Source organism: Mucilaginibacter flavidus (genome assembly GCF_024055575.1).
Taxonomy (GTDB): domain Bacteria; phylum Bacteroidota; class Bacteroidia; order Sphingobacteriales; family Sphingobacteriaceae; genus Mucilaginibacter; species Mucilaginibacter flavidus.
Genome location: NZ_JAMXOE010000012.1, coordinates 15942 through 30080, shown reverse-complemented (window position 1 = coordinate 30080; position 14139 = coordinate 15942). Strand labels below are relative to the sequence as shown.

Annotated in this window: 16 protein-coding genes, 2 tRNA genes and 1 riboswitch; of the genes, 8 read left to right on the top strand and 10 right to left on the bottom strand. The window is 42.4% G+C overall.

Translation table 11 applies throughout. From position 1 onward, the window contains the following. Both NAF19_RS17430 and NAF19_RS17425 read left to right on the top strand, forming a co-directional pair. Positions 1–720 (top strand): proteasome-type protease, encoded by a 720-nt coding sequence (locus NAF19_RS17430; protein WP_252791512.1) that lies wholly within the window; start codon positions 1–3, stop codon positions 718–720. A 125-nt stretch (positions 721–845) separates the two neighbouring features. After that, positions 846–1691 carry a transglutaminase-like domain-containing protein gene (locus tag NAF19_RS17425; protein ID WP_252791511.1) on the top strand — a complete coding sequence of 282 codons (846 nt, stop codon included), beginning with the start codon at positions 846–848 and terminating at the stop codon, positions 1689–1691. Positions 1692–1763: 72 nt separating this feature from the next. On the opposite strand, the gene NAF19_RS17420 is transcribed toward NAF19_RS17425, so the two are convergent. Next, a tRNA-Cys gene (locus NAF19_RS17420) sits at positions 1764–1834 on the bottom strand. Between the two features lie 53 nt (positions 1835–1887). Beyond that, positions 1888–2070, bottom strand: a riboswitch (SAM riboswitch). 154 nt (positions 2071–2224) lie between these two features. Here NAF19_RS17420 and NAF19_RS17415 point away from each other — a divergent pair. Together NAF19_RS17415 and NAF19_RS17410 are read left to right on the top strand one after the other, a co-directional pair. Then, positions 2225–2716 (top strand): TspO/MBR family protein, encoded by a 492-nt coding sequence (locus NAF19_RS17415; protein WP_252791509.1) that lies wholly within the window; start codon positions 2225–2227, stop codon positions 2714–2716. A 45-nt stretch (positions 2717–2761) separates the two neighbouring features. Further along, entirely contained in the window at positions 2762–3295 is a 534-nt protein-coding gene (locus tag NAF19_RS17410; protein ID WP_252791507.1) for a hypothetical protein, read from the top strand. Between the two features lie 59 nt (positions 3296–3354). Here the strand turns inward: NAF19_RS17410 and NAF19_RS17405 are convergent, their stop codons facing one another. Together NAF19_RS17405 and NAF19_RS17400 are read right to left on the bottom strand one after the other, a co-directional pair. Then, positions 3355–3813: a ferritin-like domain-containing protein gene (locus NAF19_RS17405; RefSeq protein ID WP_252791505.1), complete on the bottom strand. Its 459-nt coding sequence runs from the start codon at positions 3811–3813 to the stop codon at positions 3355–3357. 24 nt (positions 3814–3837) lie between these two features. Then, positions 3838–3990, bottom strand: coding sequence for a hypothetical protein (locus tag NAF19_RS17400; protein WP_252791503.1), 153 nt, complete (start codon positions 3988–3990; stop codon positions 3838–3840). Positions 3991–4301: 311 nt separating this feature from the next. Here NAF19_RS17400 and NAF19_RS17395 point away from each other — a divergent pair, with 311 nt between their 5' ends. After that, positions 4302–4628, top strand: a complete 327-nt coding sequence (locus NAF19_RS17395) for a hypothetical protein (RefSeq protein WP_252791501.1) — start codon at positions 4302–4304, stop codon at positions 4626–4628. 65 nt (positions 4629–4693) lie between these two features. On the opposite strand, the gene NAF19_RS17390 is transcribed toward NAF19_RS17395, so the two are convergent. The 7 genes from NAF19_RS17390 to tamL form a co-directional block, all read right to left on the bottom strand. Next, a complete protein-coding gene (locus tag NAF19_RS17390; protein ID WP_252791499.1) occupies positions 4694–5902 on the bottom strand; it encodes an NHL repeat-containing protein in 1209 nt (402 codons plus the stop codon). Positions 5903–6026: 124 nt separating this feature from the next. Further along, positions 6027–6191, bottom strand: coding sequence for a hypothetical protein (locus NAF19_RS17385; protein ID WP_252791497.1), 165 nt, complete (start codon positions 6189–6191; stop codon positions 6027–6029). 19 nt (positions 6192–6210) lie between these two features. Continuing rightward, the gene (locus NAF19_RS17380; protein WP_252791495.1) at positions 6211–8043 is read right to left on the bottom strand and encodes a transthyretin-like family protein; all 1833 of its coding nucleotides are present in this window, start codon (positions 8041–8043) and stop codon (positions 6211–6213) included. 302 nt (positions 8044–8345) lie between these two features. After that, positions 8346–8567, bottom strand: coding sequence for a hypothetical protein (locus NAF19_RS17375; protein ID WP_252791493.1), 222 nt, complete (start codon positions 8565–8567; stop codon positions 8346–8348). Between the two features lie 32 nt (positions 8568–8599). Continuing rightward, positions 8600–9262: an HNH endonuclease gene (locus NAF19_RS17370; protein ID WP_252791491.1), complete on the bottom strand. Its 663-nt coding sequence runs from the start codon at positions 9260–9262 to the stop codon at positions 8600–8602. 8 nt (positions 9263–9270) lie between these two features. Further along, entirely contained in the window at positions 9271–10500 is a 1230-nt protein-coding gene (locus NAF19_RS17365; protein ID WP_252791489.1) for an AAA family ATPase, read from the bottom strand. Positions 10501–10625: 125 nt separating this feature from the next. Continuing rightward, entirely contained in the window at positions 10626–13007 is a 2382-nt protein-coding gene (gene tamL, locus NAF19_RS17360; RefSeq protein ID WP_252791488.1) for a translocation and assembly module lipoprotein TamL, read from the bottom strand. Between tamL and NAF19_RS17355 the strand changes: the two genes are divergently transcribed. The 3 genes from NAF19_RS17355 to NAF19_RS17345 all read left to right on the top strand — a co-directional run bounded on the left by NAF19_RS17355 (position 12998) and on the right by NAF19_RS17345 (position 14064). Next, complete coding sequence (locus NAF19_RS17355; RefSeq protein ID WP_252791486.1) at positions 12998–13753, top strand: TrmH family RNA methyltransferase; 756 nt, start codon at positions 12998–13000, stop codon at positions 13751–13753. The genes tamL and NAF19_RS17355 overlap by 10 nt on opposite strands. A 30-nt stretch (positions 13754–13783) precedes the next feature. Next, positions 13784–13854, top strand: a tRNA-Cys gene (locus tag NAF19_RS17350). 33 nt (positions 13855–13887) lie between these two features. After that, complete coding sequence (locus NAF19_RS17345) at positions 13888–14064, top strand: spore protein (RefSeq protein ID WP_252791484.1); 177 nt, start codon at positions 13888–13890, stop codon at positions 14062–14064. Positions 14065–14139: the final 75 nt, after the last annotated feature.

Here is a 14139-nt window from a genome sequence, read left to right as displayed (position 1 = left end):
ATGACTTATTGCTTAGGAATTAAAGTTAAACAAGGCCTGGTGGCCATCGCAGATACCCGTATAACATCAGGAACGGAAACTTCGATAAAAAAGAAAATCACCATAGAACAAAAAGACAAGTTTTCGCTTTTTATCATGACCAGCGGCTTACGGTCGGTGAGGGATAAGGCTTTAGTTTATTTTAATGAACTGCTTGAAACCACAGAATATAATAAGCTGTATAAAGCCGTAAACGCTTTTGGCGAACAAGTAAAACGAGTGGCCAGCGAAGATAAAGCTGCGCTTGAAAAAGCTGGGTTTAAATTTGATTTAAATACCATAATTGGCGGGCAGTTGAAGGATGACGACGAACACAAATTATTTTTGTTATATCCCGAGGGCAATTGGGTTGAGCTGGGCCAGGGCGCGCCGTATGTGATTATCGGTAACTCGGGTCATGGCAAAGCTATTTTAAACAGGATATTGACTGAAGATTCGAGCCTAAAACTTTCACTTAAAACGGGCTTCCTTTCTTTTGATTCGACCAGGGTAAGCGCAAATAATGTCGACTTCCCTATAGATGTGGCGCTGTATGAAAAAGACAGCTTCCACATTATTGAGAAACGCTACGAGAAAAAGGATTTGGAATACATATCAACCCAGTGGGCCGAAGAGTTGAAAACAGCGCTCGAAAACATATCAGAAGGCTGGATGGACGAAGCTTTTAGTAAATTGGACTAGGTTTGTTGGAAGGTTGTAAAGTTGAAACGCTGTAAGGTTATAGTTTTATACACTAAAAGGTTTTCTTCGCTAAATCAAGTAACATTCCAACTTTAAAACATTTCAACTTTACAACAATTAAAAATATGAAATTCAACGTCCTCACCCAAATGGAATACACGGCAGCGTCGCCGGGAACGTTGATTTTGAACATCCACGCACAGCGCACGCCTCATCAAACTGTAATAAGCGAAACATTTAATATCGAACCGTATATTAAGATTGAGGAGTTACAATCCCTGCAGAGCGATAACCGGGTGGTGAGATTTGAAATTGCTGAAAACAGTTCGATAAAAGTAACCTACAAAGCTACTATCGATAACTGCTGCGAAGTAAAAGATTATAGCGACCTGGTTGAAATACCGATTGCCCAAATGGACAATGCCATTCTCCCCTACCTGTACCCCAGCCGCTATTGCCAAAGCGATAAGCTTTACCGGCTGGCAAACAACTTGTTCGGGCATATTTTTAATCCATTTGAAAAGGTAGTGGCTTTAACCGGCTGGATAAATAAAAATGTACAGTATTTAAGCGGTTCAACCAATGCACAAACGTCGGCTTATGATACTGTAACTCAACAACAGGGTGTCTGCCGCGATTTTGCACACCTGGGTATAGCCCTGTGCCGCGCGCTAACCATACCGGCCCGTTATTTTACCGGCTATGCCTATCAGCTAAAACCGGCGGACTTTCACGCTTGTTTCGAGGCCTATTTGGGCAATGAGTGGGTTTTGTTTGATGCTACGGGCCTCGTACCACTAAACGGTTTAATAAAAATAGCATCGGGGCGCGATGCTGCAGACACGGCGATAGCCAACATATTTGGCAATGTTACCTTCACATCAATGTTGGTAAGCTGCGAATTGGCAGATGAACTTTTTACACCATTCTATTACGAGCCAACACAATTAGAAGGATTATCTTATTTGTAAGAGATTTACCGGCTGCTTTTGAATGACCAATAACAGCGAAACGAAATGCCCCGAAGCAAATGACTAAATCAGACGTCGCGGGCAGATTCGAACTGCCGTATGGGGTTTTGCAGGCCCCAGCCTATCCTCTCGGTCACGCGACTTTATAAAAAAACTATTTAATCACTTTAACCAGGGAGACCGGGGAGCCGGGGATAACCTATCTTTCTCCGTATGAGAACGGAGCAGGAGTTAGCACCTTGTGTTTGGTGTTAAAGTCTAAACATTAACCCTACCTACGAGATTTCATGTTCGTAGTTTCGGTCAATTATGTTTAGCTTTCACCCACAGGTTGCTAAGACGTCACAGGGCCTTTTCCCTCAGTCTTTCTGGATAAGCGAAATAAAGAACGATTTTGTTAATGCAAACATACAGATTAAATCTATAATTCCTATCTACATTATAGAATTAATTTAAATTTTGTTGTATATTACTAGTTATCAACCAGATAAATTCGACTAAAAACACATTTAAACACTAATTGTTAAATATTTATGGAATCAGCAGCGTCAAAAAAATTCCAATTATTCCCATTTCTTATCAGCTTGGTAATTACGCTGGCAATCGGATTTGTGGCATCGTTATTTACCCGTCCGCAAATTGCAGGTTGGTACAGCACGCTTAACAAACCAACATTTAACCCGCCGCCCTGGCTTTTCGCCCCGGTGTGGACCGTACTTTATATAATGATTGCTATTGCTGCCTACCTGGTTTGGCAACGGCGCGACAGTTCAAAAACCTACAAAATAGCATCCTCCATTTATATCGTCCAGTTGGCATTTAATTTTTCATGGTCAATGGTATTTTTTGGGCTTCATGGCATTTTACCGGCCTTGTTTGTCATACTGCTGCTGTGGGTAAGCATCATATTAAATATAAGGTGGTTTAAAAAATACAGCAAAACAGCGGCCTGGCTGCTGGTGCCTTACCTGCTTTGGGTGAGCTTTGCCAGTATTCTTAATTTAAGCATTTATTTGTTAAACTGATAGCCTAAAAATGTTACTTTTATTGCGCCTGATTGCTGCATTAAAATGAAGAAGTTATTACTATTTTTTTTCCTTGTAGCTGCATCAGCAACCTTTGCGTTTGCTGATACCATTGCTATTAAACATTTTGTGATAAAGGAAAACCCTTTCGCCCGCAGCGAAGTTGCTGTAATTGCCACTGATACCGCAGGCATAATCCAGGAAAACGTAAACGGCGTTTTTACTTTCAGTATCAACGGTATCGACGACCAGCTAACTTTTGATAAAGGCACCGCTTTTTATCGTCATAAGATTGAAAAATCTACTTTTTTGTATGTCCGCCACCAAAACGACAAGGGTTCGAGCGGCATACTCTACTATGTTTATAAACATGATGATAAACTTAGCCCAATCCATATCGTTTGGATATGGCTGCTGGCCATCCCGTGTGCATTGGTATTGTTAGCATACATGTTTAAAAGGTTTATTATTATAGCCATTATTATCTTTTGCATTTTTCTATATTTCAATTACCATAATAACCTCAGCATGCCCACATTTTTTCAAAGCGTTATCGATGGGTTGAAGGGACTCTTTTAACAATAACAAAGCCGCTCCATTTCTGAAGCGGCTTCAAAATAATTTAATTTAATAATTTATTACTCCTGGCTATCGCGCAGCGCTTTAATTTGATCGTGCGCGGCGTTTATACCTTGCTGTTGACTGCGTATTAGGTCGGCAGCTTCTAACGCAAGTTCGTTTTCAGGGTCCAGTGCGGTACGGTAGGCTTTTTTGATGGCATCCTCGCCGCGTTCGCATTCTTCTAAGACACTCTTGCGGTCGTGGCCGCTAAAAGTAGCCTTAACATCCAACCATGCACGATGGAGTGCCCCGGCGCCGCTGGTGCCGGTTTCGGCTTCACCGCCGGCACGGGCAATTTCCGATGATAGTTCCGACTCATACGTCCTGCTCTCGGCTGCAAACTTGTCAAATATGCCTTTCAGCTCAAATTCACCTTCGCCAAGGTCTTTGCTTGCTTTTTCAAAACCGGCAACGCGGTCGTTGTTAATTTCAATTAAATCGTTCAATACGTCGATTGATTTTTCTGTAGTTTCCATGGTATTTGTGTTTTGTGTTTATTATTAAGCTGCTATGGCTTGGTTTGCCTTAACAGGGTTAGTTTGCACTTGGTTCATTATCCTGAAATTTCGCAAATCATTTTCAAGAAGCGCCTTCAATTTGAGGTCGATCATTTTTTGAAGCGCTTTATTTGTGGTTGATGTTGAATTTTTCATAATTATAATTTATCCGGTTACACTACCTGCATAAATATGATGCCAGTCTATAAAGGAAAATAAATTTTTCTAAAATTAATTTTATATCTCAAAAAGATAATTTACAACAATATGGCTTTTAGTACTTTACATTATCACGCCAAAAAAGACTTTTTTTCAGAGATGCAAGGGATAGCTAGTGGAAACGGCACGAAGGGGTAGTTTGTATTTATAAGCGAACTTTATGAAGGACACTTTATGGCTAAATTGTTATTCATCACTAAAAACAATCCCTGCCGCCGGCTGTATTACCTTCATCAATATTAAATAAAATGACTAACCCGCTGCAGCTTAGCCTTGTTAAAGAGGATGGCACAAAAAGGAATATAATTATTGAGCCCGTTTTAGAGCGAAACGACAAAAAAGGCCTGCAGAACAGCGGCGCTTTCCGCATTTATAAGGATGCTTTTGGCGATGAGTCGACCCTGTTTACTGAGCCGCTGGAAACAACTCAACCTAACACCAGAATGCCGGACAGTTCCAATCCTGATTATTTAGGCGAAATAATTTTCGATGGCCAGTCCAATTGGGCTTATCACGGCGATTTGCTAAGCCTCGACGAGCAAAAACAGGCAGCAACTTACATTTTGAGATATTAATTGGTGAGTTGGCGGATTGGCGATTTATTGGCATTTTCAATCCTTCAAATTATCATATTTTCAAATCACTTACTGCTTTTATAAAAAATCGGTAGTTTTTGTTTAACAACGGCCCTCGTTGTTTTTGAGTTTCTGATAGCTGAGATTTGTCCATTACGCGAACCTGCATGCCCGCTGCCTGCAATGGTTGTTACCAAACCGGCTGGCGTAATTTTACGGATTCGGTTATTGTTGGCATCGGCAACATACACATTGCCAGCGGCATCAACCGCTAAACCGGCTGGTCCGTTAAATGAGGCTGCCGCTCCTGTACCGTCGGCTGCTCCGGCAACGCCGCTTCCTGCAAATGTACTTACAGTGCCATCGGGTGTAATTTTGCGGATAAGGTTATTAATCCCGTCTGACACGTAAACATTCCCCGTAGCGTCGATTGCAAGGCTATTGGGAAAATAAAAGGACGCAGAAATACCCGTACCATTAGCGGAGCCAACATTGCCCGAACCGGCAAAAACGCTTACCGTACCTGCAGTATTTATTTTCAGGATATTGCTTGCTAAAAAATTTGCCGTATAAATATTCCCGCCGGCATCAATTGCAACGCCAGTTGGGTCGCTGAAAATATTATCGGCGGTGGTGCCTAATTTGTTACCCGCAATGGTTGATACCGTACCACCTGCTACCTTGCGGATAAGGTTATTACCCGCATCGGCTACGTACACATTACCGGCGCCATCAAGCGTTATGCCTTCCGGGTGAAAAAACGAAGCTGTGGCAGCAGCACCATCGGTAAAGCCGGTGCTATCGCTTCCGGCAAAGGTAGTCACCGTGCCATCCGATGTAATTTTTCGTATAATGTCGTTACCCGCATCGCCCACAAACACATTCCCAGTGGCGTCGACGGCTACGCCTGTTGGCTGGTTAAATGATGCTAAAACCCCGCCGGCGTTTATCGAGCCCTGGTTGCCGCTGCCTGCCAGCGTGCTCACTACACCCGATGCTGTAATTTTCCTGATAAGGTTATTGCCATAGTCGGCAACATAAATATTGCCGCCGCCATCAACTGCAACACCCGCCGGACTAAAAAAGCTTGGCACGGTATCGGGCAATAGAACAATGCCGCCAGTGCCGCTTGTATCGGAACCGCCGGTTGAATCCCGCAAAATAACGCCATTGGTTTTAGGCTGAAATGGCTCCTTGCCGCAGCCGGCAATAACTCCGGCCAGCACCAGCAACAAAAATGCCCTAAAAAGCAGTTTGGGGTAATTAAATTTCATTGAGATAAAAGTAGGGAAATAAATTATCATTGGTCATTTGTAAGACACCGTTGCCTGCAAATATTTTACGATTAAAAATCGGTGGCACATAGCGTTCCGTTTTCACAACGGAACACCCGGAACGCTATGAAACATACTGATTTCCAGCCACTTTATTTTCATCATCAATATCCTGGCACAAAGATTTAGCGCAGGCATACAGTGTAGACCACTGAAATGACCAATGACACCACAGCGAAATGACAAAAGAAAAAGGCACTGCAGTTTCCCGCAGCGCCTTGGCTTTCATAGATTTGATGTAGAGTGCTTTATTTACAGAACAATACGGGATTTGACTTCCATATATCGTTATATTCACCGGTGGTAAGCTTGCGCACAGTATTTAGCGACAATTCATAAGCACATGATGGCCACGTAGCAAAAGCCGGTGTAATACCTACAGCTGTAGCCAGGTTTAATTGAGCAGCTACTCCACGCGGCACATTGCCCGATGGCAAACCACCTATGCTGCCGGTTGCATTTGACCATATACTGAGGTTCCAGCCGGCAATCAGCTCGTGATCAACCGTGAAATCAATATGAGCCTGAGTTTGAACCGGGGTACAACCGCTGCCGCCGCCTGCATACAACTCTTCAAGCTTCACCAGGGTTACCTCGTTCCAGTTGTTCACATATATCTGGCCAACAAGCACCTGCGTTTTCAGGTTTGGCGATGCCGGGTTTGACGGATCGTCGGTAGTTTGAAACTGTATGTAAAGCATTTTGCCGTTCTTTTGGTCCGCAGCGCTAACCGCAGCACCTGCTGACTGGCCAACACTTGCATCGCCACCGGCTAAAATGGTATTGGTGTTTAAATAAAACAGCGAACCATAGAAGCCATTATCAAGAGCTGGCTGGTCGACCCGTACCCAGCCATCGGCATCGGGATGCAGCACATGGTCGGCTATTGGCAGGGGATAGTTATCTGCCGGGATACTATCAGGAACCGACGCAGGCTGATTAATATCAATCACCACATCCTGGAAGGCAACACCACCGTGCCAGGTTATTTGCCGGGTGGCAACCTTTAACGCGGTATTTTCCATTTGTGCGGTAGTAATCTTGGTGAAATTCACATTATCAAGCGAGTATAAGAAGCGGTAGTACAACGCGCTGCCCGGTGCTGTAGGCACCCGTTTGGTAGCATAACCGCCCAGTTTAACTGAACCAAAGAAACCATATCCAACACCACCTGCGCCAAATTTGGCAATTTGAGTTTTGCCGGCAGCGTCGATGTCAGATGTGATGCTGAAGTTGCCTACCGAAGTAAACCATGGCACATCGCTAATACCCGGCCCGCCTTTTACACAAAGTTTTACGCAAAAGCAGTTGTGTGCATTGTGCCTGTCGGCCTGGCGACCGCGGGTACGGTCTTCGCTTAGCAACACGGTGCCCGATGATGATTCAATCCTGAAATAATAATCCGGACCGGCGGGCCACTCGATATTCAGCCACGGCGAAAGCAGCGTTTTTCTGAAGTTATCGCCGGGGTAAACTATGGTAAATTTGCCATTGGCATCAGTGTAGCTGTCGCCGAGGGTATCGTCCTGTATTAAATCAACATCGTAAGCAAATACCCTTACACCGCTGATAGGCTTACGGGTTTCGCAATCGGTAACTATCCCGCAAACCACCCATATATCAAACAGTGATAAAATGCGGCAAAACCATTTGGAGTCGATACTGTATTCAAAATATGCAAACTGAGTGTCACCTTTATTGCCCTGCCACATAGGCTGCAGCGTGGTGATATGAAATTGCAGATCGAGCTCCTTCCTTGGGCCGGGACCGATTTTTATCGGGCCGGTACCACAGTACCAGTCAATCTCCAATGCACCGCCATCATAACCGCTGCGGTCGCCCAGGTCAACTTCAAAATCGCCATTTTCTTGTAAAATACCTTCAGCTATAAATAGTTTCTCTTTGGCTTTAAGCTCATCGGCGCTGGTTTGGTGAAAGGTTTGTTTTGCATCCGCCACGGCCAGCATAGTTTCGCGGCTGTCGGCAGCGGGCTTATAAATTTTTACAGAGGTGCCGTTTATAGGCAACTCACAATCAGAACACAGCAAACCACGCAGGTTGCCTTTGATAACGAATTTCATGGTAGTAGTAGATTTATATATTAGCCGCCTACTCTTTACAATTGGATTTTCGGCACAGCCTCCAAAACATCATACCGGCGAACCATTCAGATACCCGATTTTTGTTAACCCAAAGTTTCAGCTAATTAAACTATAAGGCAAGGTTGCCACCACGTAATATTCCATGTAGTTGTACGCGATTTTGATGCGTAGAAATACCTATCTGGTAAAATAACAGAAAGTCATAAAGCTTGAGTAAAGGGAGTGTCCATCAATTTATTTTTTTATTGAGGCCACGACAAGATTAGTGTAGATCAGATATATCACTCCCATTCATTACGACATTTTTCGACGTCCTTATGAAGAGTATTGGCAGTATCATCCGACATGGTATTCCAAAAGTCGGCCATAGTAACGTTGATTGGCTTACTCTCAGCTAGTTCATCAAGGGCTAATATCGTAATCTCGATTTCTTTCCCAACATACTCTTTAGGTATGGTCAATTGCACGTCGGTGTTTTCAGCGATGATAATTGTTCTTAACATACGCAAATAAACAAATTCCTTCCAATTATTTTCTATTCCACCAGAACCACTTTATTCCAAACCATGTAACTGCTAAAATCATTGTAAAGGCTTGGGTTGTCTTTTATAATCCAATACTTAAACGCTAAAAATTCTTTCGTTATCAATAAACTGTCTATTATCTTCTGTTTATTTTCCTGGCTTGGCAGTGCTTTGTAATCGTTTAAGAGCCCAAGAAAAAACACTATTTCCCGCTCTAAATCCTTATATAAAATTTCGCCTTTAATATCTCTTAGTTGATTCTTCCCGTTAAATATTTTATCAAGTAAACTTATTGTATTATCTTGCAAATCGTCATTTTTGATACTTTCAAAAGTTGCTGACTTAGAAGTCAAATTTAGCCGGTGCGAAATAATATCCTCAATATTATTACTTGTCGGATCCAAAATGGTGAAGTCGTTTGGCTTTCGACCATTGCAGTAAGGACATGAAAGAAATAAATTCGACCATGTATATTTCAAGCCCGGAAAATACCCCGTCGCTTTTGCTTTGAGATGTTCAATTTGAAAGCTTTTTGTTGTTTTTTGCTCACACAGATAACACTTTTGATGTTGGTCATCCACAAGAGCCTTTTGCACATCCTGGCCATCGTAACTGTTACAAATGTCAACTAACAAAGATGGCGGAATATCAGCCGACTTAACAACCCTTATCATATAACGGCTTATTTACTGTTTAACTTAATTTGTAAATATTGCCCTTTGATGTTGGGTGAAGTGAGCATCTCGTCCAGCGATGCAAATTCGCCGTCAAGGCTGTTGTATTCAGCGAGTTCGGCAGTGTCCTTTTCGGTAATTTCAGAAAGCTCTTGAAATCTTTCCAATTTAGCGAGCAAAAAATTAGAATCTGTTTCAACTTTAAAATAACCTTCGGCCAGGGCTTCGTAAGAATATTCAGTTAAATTTTCTAACCGGGTGCATTTTTCCAAATCAAAAGCAACCGCATTTTTCAACGAGTTTAAAACAAAGGGAGAATGGGTGGTTACTATAAATTGGATATTGGGGAAAATGCCTGTAAGCATTGGAAGAATAAGACGTTGTAGTTTTAAATGCAAGTGAGTTTCTATCTCATCTATGAGTACAATTCCTTCCTTTTCGTAGGCACGGGTTAAAGAATTTTGGTCCTGCATTTTAATAATTAAATCCGCTATAATAACAATTATTGCAGAGTAACCGTCTGATAATTCGTTAAAACCAAATTTTCTTCCACCCTGATTAATTGTGAATGAGTAATTTTTGTAATTGAAATCTAACGTTACTTCATCGCCCTCGAATAGCTTTTGAAGCAGAGCTGTAAAACTTTCGAACCAAACCTTGATTTCGTTGGCAGCTTCATTTTGATTTTCGTTTCTTGCTAAAGCTTCTTGCACTTTCAAATCCACTAAGAACTTTAAAAACTCTTTTATTTTAGAATCTTTAATATTTGAAACCGGCTGTAAATTTGGTTTTTCGGGATTTTTCGGTATAACGACATCGGTTTTTCTTGTCGCACTATAAAATGATAGAAGAAAATCTTGGTCCTTGACTTTCCTTCCAAGTTCAAGATTGTCACTGAAGTTCAAATTGACTTTCCCAAATATTTTTTGGATATCATTTTTGAGAGTGTCGATGTGATGTTCAGCAGACCGGATCAAATTACCGTCGCCGATTTTCCTAAAAGTTTCTAATTGATGTTCCTCACTTTTTAATCCATCTTCCAATTTTAAAAAGCTTAATGATGGATTAGCTTTTATTTGTTGCAAAAACTCTGCAATACCATTTAACAACGATGTCTTTCCCGAACCATTTTTGCCAGTCAAAATTAGATGCCTCTTCTCATTAGCATCCAATTCTATAACAAAATCTTTGAGATGAAATACCTTATTAACTTGAATTTTAGTAAGAAACGTGCTCATTGCTGGATTGATAATATATGCAAATTAACATTTTTTTATTAGTGACTTTTCATTTGTTCAAATTTTGCCTTAGCAAATGCTTCCCCACCAATGACCAATGACAGCACAGCGAAATGACCACTAACTCAAAACGGCATCCCCACCCCAAAATTAAGCTGCATAAAGTTGTAGGTATCGCCGCTGTTGGTAGCGCGATAGTTAGCCTTAAAGGCGCCGGATTTAAACAACTCATTGAAGTGATTAACCAGTACCCATGAGTTTGAACCAGAGAACTGTGGGTCTCTGAACTTAAGCGCCGCATCGAGCCGGAACACAAAGAAAGCCAAATCGAACCGGAAGCCGGTGCCGATATCGATGGCTGTGGATGGCAGTATATTGTTTAGCCTGAACTCAGCATTGGGTTCGCCCGGCTGTTTGTGCAGGCGCCATACGTTACCCGCGTCGATAAAAAATGCGCCTTTAAGCTTGGCGCCAAAAAAGTTATCCGCAAGCTTGTAGCGATACTCGGCGTTTGCAATTATTTTCACCTCGCCAAACTGGTCAAGATATTTCAACCGGGTGCGCAGGCTGTCATTCCCCGGTGATGGGGGCCCATAAAATTCAGCACGGTTAAATTTCCCGGGGCCCAGCGTGCGTGGTAGCCAGGCGCGCATATCGTTTGCGCCACCAGCATAAAATTCCTTTTCAAAAATCCAGTGTTGGTCGTCGCTGTTGCCGTAAGGTATGCCAACGCCGGGGTTGAGTCGTAGGATAAATTGCCGCTCGCCGCCAAGGCTTTTATAAATGCGAAGGTCAACCTCCGCTTTAGCGTACTGTGCAAACGGATAGCCAAAAATGGTGCGTTTACCGGCAGTATCTCGCTTGGTGTTAAAAGCTTTGCTTATCAGGTTCAACGTATTGCCGCCAACATCTACACTGCCGCGAAAATAAGTAAAGTTGCCATAGCTGTTTAAACGGTCGGTATTTAACTGGTAGCTATACTGGCTGCCTATGGTAAAAATAGTGCGGCCAATTAAATAACTGTAGGCAAATAAATCTTTTTTAAGTAGTTCGACCTGTGCGGCAGGGTCAATTGTACCTTTCGAAAACTCAAAGCTGATGGGCGTAAAAGTGTGCAGCTTGTGGCTGGTCTCAAAGAAATCGTATGTTATGGAGTTGGTAAAGCTCTCGCGCGATACCAGCCCTTTTTGATAAAACAACTGGTAGTTTGAAGAAAACGTGGTATGCGGCACCGCATATTTACCAAAAATAGGTAGCGTTACAAAGGGCACTATCAAACGCGGGTAAACCAGGTTTGCGCCAATCCTTAGGTCCTGGTTTAAAATGGCAGCCTTACTTATGCTATTGTTATTATTATCGAACAACACGCTCCAGTTGGTCTTTATTTGCAATATGGCAGCGTTTCTGAACAGGTTCCTGTCAGTAAACGTATTGCCAAGATTGTAACCAAATTTACCGCCGGCAAACAAAAACTCGCCTTCAATTCTGTCGCTAAAATGCTTTAGCGGTGTAATATCAATCCTCGTATCAAGGCGATTGGTACTATCGGGCAGTTTTATATAGGTGGGGTTCGGCACATTCCGGAACACGTTAAGTTCCGACAGGCGCGATGTTGTTAGCGTTTGTTTATCAATATCATAAAAATCGCTTTTTTTCTGAAAAACATAGTTGGTTACGGAATGAGGTTTAAACCGGCCCGAGTAATCAACAAACCTGAATTGCGTATCAACCTGTATGGTATCGGCCTTACCCTCGGTAAGCCCGTTACTTTTGGATATGGTAATAAGTGTATTATTAATGCGGTAAGCCGGGTGAAACGGCCGGCCCACGGGATTATCAATAATTACCTTTAGATCAATCACGCTGCTGCGGAATGTTGAGTCATATTGGTAATTGACATACTGCCGGTAAAAATCGTAAAAGCCGTTCCGCTTCATTATCAGGTAAAACTCGTCGCGGTCGTAAGCCAAACTATCCATGTCAAACCGGCCACCGGGTTGCACGTGCGAAAAGCGGGGGCGGTTAACACGGTATAAATTTCGTACAGTTTTGTCGGCAATACTATCCTGAATTTTGCGTATCCGGAACATAGGCCCCTCAACCGCAGTGAATGTAAGCGTTGCTTTTTTCTTTTTTATCTCTATACTGTCGGTAACTTTGGCCTTCAGATAGCCTTTATTTTGTAAGAAACGTTCAATCTGAACACGTGAGAATTCAACCAAACCGCTGTCCAATATCGCAGGTGGCTCGCCAATGTCGCGCTTGCCATTTTTACTGAATAGGTAATAAAACTGCAGGTTAATAACATTGTTGGGCTGCTGGCCTTTATCAACATATAATAATGCCGCGTCGGCGAACTCTTTATCAATGCCCTTTATGTTAATTTTGCGCACCAACGACTCGTTTCCATGCAGCCTGCGTGTTAAACTGCAGCCCGACCCGATAAAGAGCAGCAAAATACTTAATATTGTAAGGCGGTAACCAACAGGTTTTATATATGCTTTCAAAGTCTCAAATCAGTTTACTAAAGTCCCTGCAAAACAAAAAAGAGCGTAAAGAATACGGCCAGTTTTTAGTTGAAGGATATAAATCGGTTATCGAATTCATTAATTCTCCCTACAAAATTGAAGCTATTTATCACACCGCTTCGTTCGACCCAAAAGTGCTCAAATTATCCCAAAAAATAAACTTATATAATATTTCTGTTACAGATATCGAAAAAATAAGCAGTTTGAAAACCCCCCAGGAGGTTATTGCGCTTGTTAAGATTCCGCAGCACTCACCGCTTAATAACCAAAAGCTGCGACAAAAGTTCTCGTTAGTTTTAGATGGCGTGCAGGACCCGGGCAATATGGGCACCATAATACGCACTGCCGACTGGTTTGGCATTGAAGATATTGTTTGTTCTGACGATACTGTTGATGCCTACAACCCCAAAGTAGTGCAGGCCAGCATGGGTTCGCTGGCGCGGGTAAATGTGCATTATGTTGATTTATCCACAGTTTTGCCACAAGTCGGGCTGCCTGTTTTCGGAGCGATGCTTAATGGCGAAAATATTTATAAAACCAATTTTGGCGACGAAGGATTAATAATTATGGGCAACGAAGGCAACGGTTTACGCCCCGAAATTGAACGGCTGATTAACAAAGCGGTGACCATCCCGAGGGCCGGTAAGGCCGAATCATTAAACGTTGGCATAGCTACTGCATTATTTTGTGCAGAAATAAGCAGAAATAAACTTGGCAAGCAATAAATAATTGCTATTTTTGCAGCCTTGAAAAAAGGTCGGGTGGCCGAGTGGCTAGGCAGAGGTCTGCAAAACCTTTTACAGCGGTTCGAATCCGCTCCCGACCTCGGAAGATTTAAAAACATTAAAATAATACCATCATGGGCGTTACTCGTTTAAAAAGAAAAGACAGGAAAAACAAAACTACTTCACGTTTAGAAGTTCAGTTTTTGAAATTGGCTACCAACCTGGAGCCCGGAAGCCGCAGTGCTGAGAAAAAAGGCAACCAAATAGCAATAAACAATGCCGCTTTGTTAAAGGCAGCAGCTGCAAAATAATTTTGTTTGATTAAATAGTTTGAGCTGCAATTTGTTGCGGCTTATCAAAATGATATAAATCCCGTTGGTTTGTGC

What these genes read in the sequence shown, in the direction of transcription:
- NAF19_RS17410 (WP_252791507.1), top strand. Translation starts at nt 2,762, where the DNA reads ATGAAGAAGTTATTACTATTTTTTTTCCTTGTAGCTGCATCAGCAACC.
- NAF19_RS17370 (WP_252791491.1), bottom strand. Translation starts at nt 9,262, where the DNA reads ATGATAAGGGTTGTTAAGTCGGCTGATATTCCGCCATCTTTGTTAGTT.
- NAF19_RS17345 (WP_252791484.1), top strand. Translation starts at nt 13,888, where the DNA reads ATGGGCGTTACTCGTTTAAAAAGAAAAGACAGGAAAAACAAAACTACT.
- NAF19_RS17425 (WP_252791511.1), top strand. Translation starts at nt 846, where the DNA reads ATGAAATTCAACGTCCTCACCCAAATGGAATACACGGCAGCGTCGCCG.
- NAF19_RS17430 (WP_252791512.1), top strand. Translation starts at nt 1, where the DNA reads ATGACTTATTGCTTAGGAATTAAAGTTAAACAAGGCCTGGTGGCCATC.
- NAF19_RS17385 (WP_252791497.1), bottom strand. Translation starts at nt 6,191, where the DNA reads ATGAAAGCCAAGGCGCTGCGGGAAACTGCAGTGCCTTTTTCTTTTGTC.
- NAF19_RS17390 (WP_252791499.1), bottom strand. Translation starts at nt 5,902, where the DNA reads ATGAAATTTAATTACCCCAAACTGCTTTTTAGGGCATTTTTGTTGCTG.
- NAF19_RS17355 (WP_252791486.1), top strand. Translation starts at nt 12,998, where the DNA reads ATGCTTTCAAAGTCTCAAATCAGTTTACTAAAGTCCCTGCAAAACAAA.
- NAF19_RS17375 (WP_252791493.1), bottom strand. Translation starts at nt 8,567, where the DNA reads ATGTTAAGAACAATTATCATCGCTGAAAACACCGACGTGCAATTGACC.
- NAF19_RS17380 (WP_252791495.1), bottom strand. Translation starts at nt 8,043, where the DNA reads ATGAAATTCGTTATCAAAGGCAACCTGCGTGGTTTGCTGTGTTCTGAT.
- NAF19_RS17405 (WP_252791505.1), bottom strand. Translation starts at nt 3,813, where the DNA reads ATGGAAACTACAGAAAAATCAATCGACGTATTGAACGATTTAATTGAA.
- NAF19_RS17415 (WP_252791509.1), top strand. Translation starts at nt 2,225, where the DNA reads ATGGAATCAGCAGCGTCAAAAAAATTCCAATTATTCCCATTTCTTATC.
- NAF19_RS17395 (WP_252791501.1), top strand. Translation starts at nt 4,302, where the DNA reads ATGACTAACCCGCTGCAGCTTAGCCTTGTTAAAGAGGATGGCACAAAA.
- NAF19_RS17400 (WP_252791503.1), bottom strand. Translation starts at nt 3,990, where the DNA reads ATGAAAAATTCAACATCAACCACAAATAAAGCGCTTCAAAAAATGATC.
- NAF19_RS17365 (WP_252791489.1), bottom strand. Translation starts at nt 10,500, where the DNA reads ATGAGCACGTTTCTTACTAAAATTCAAGTTAATAAGGTATTTCATCTC.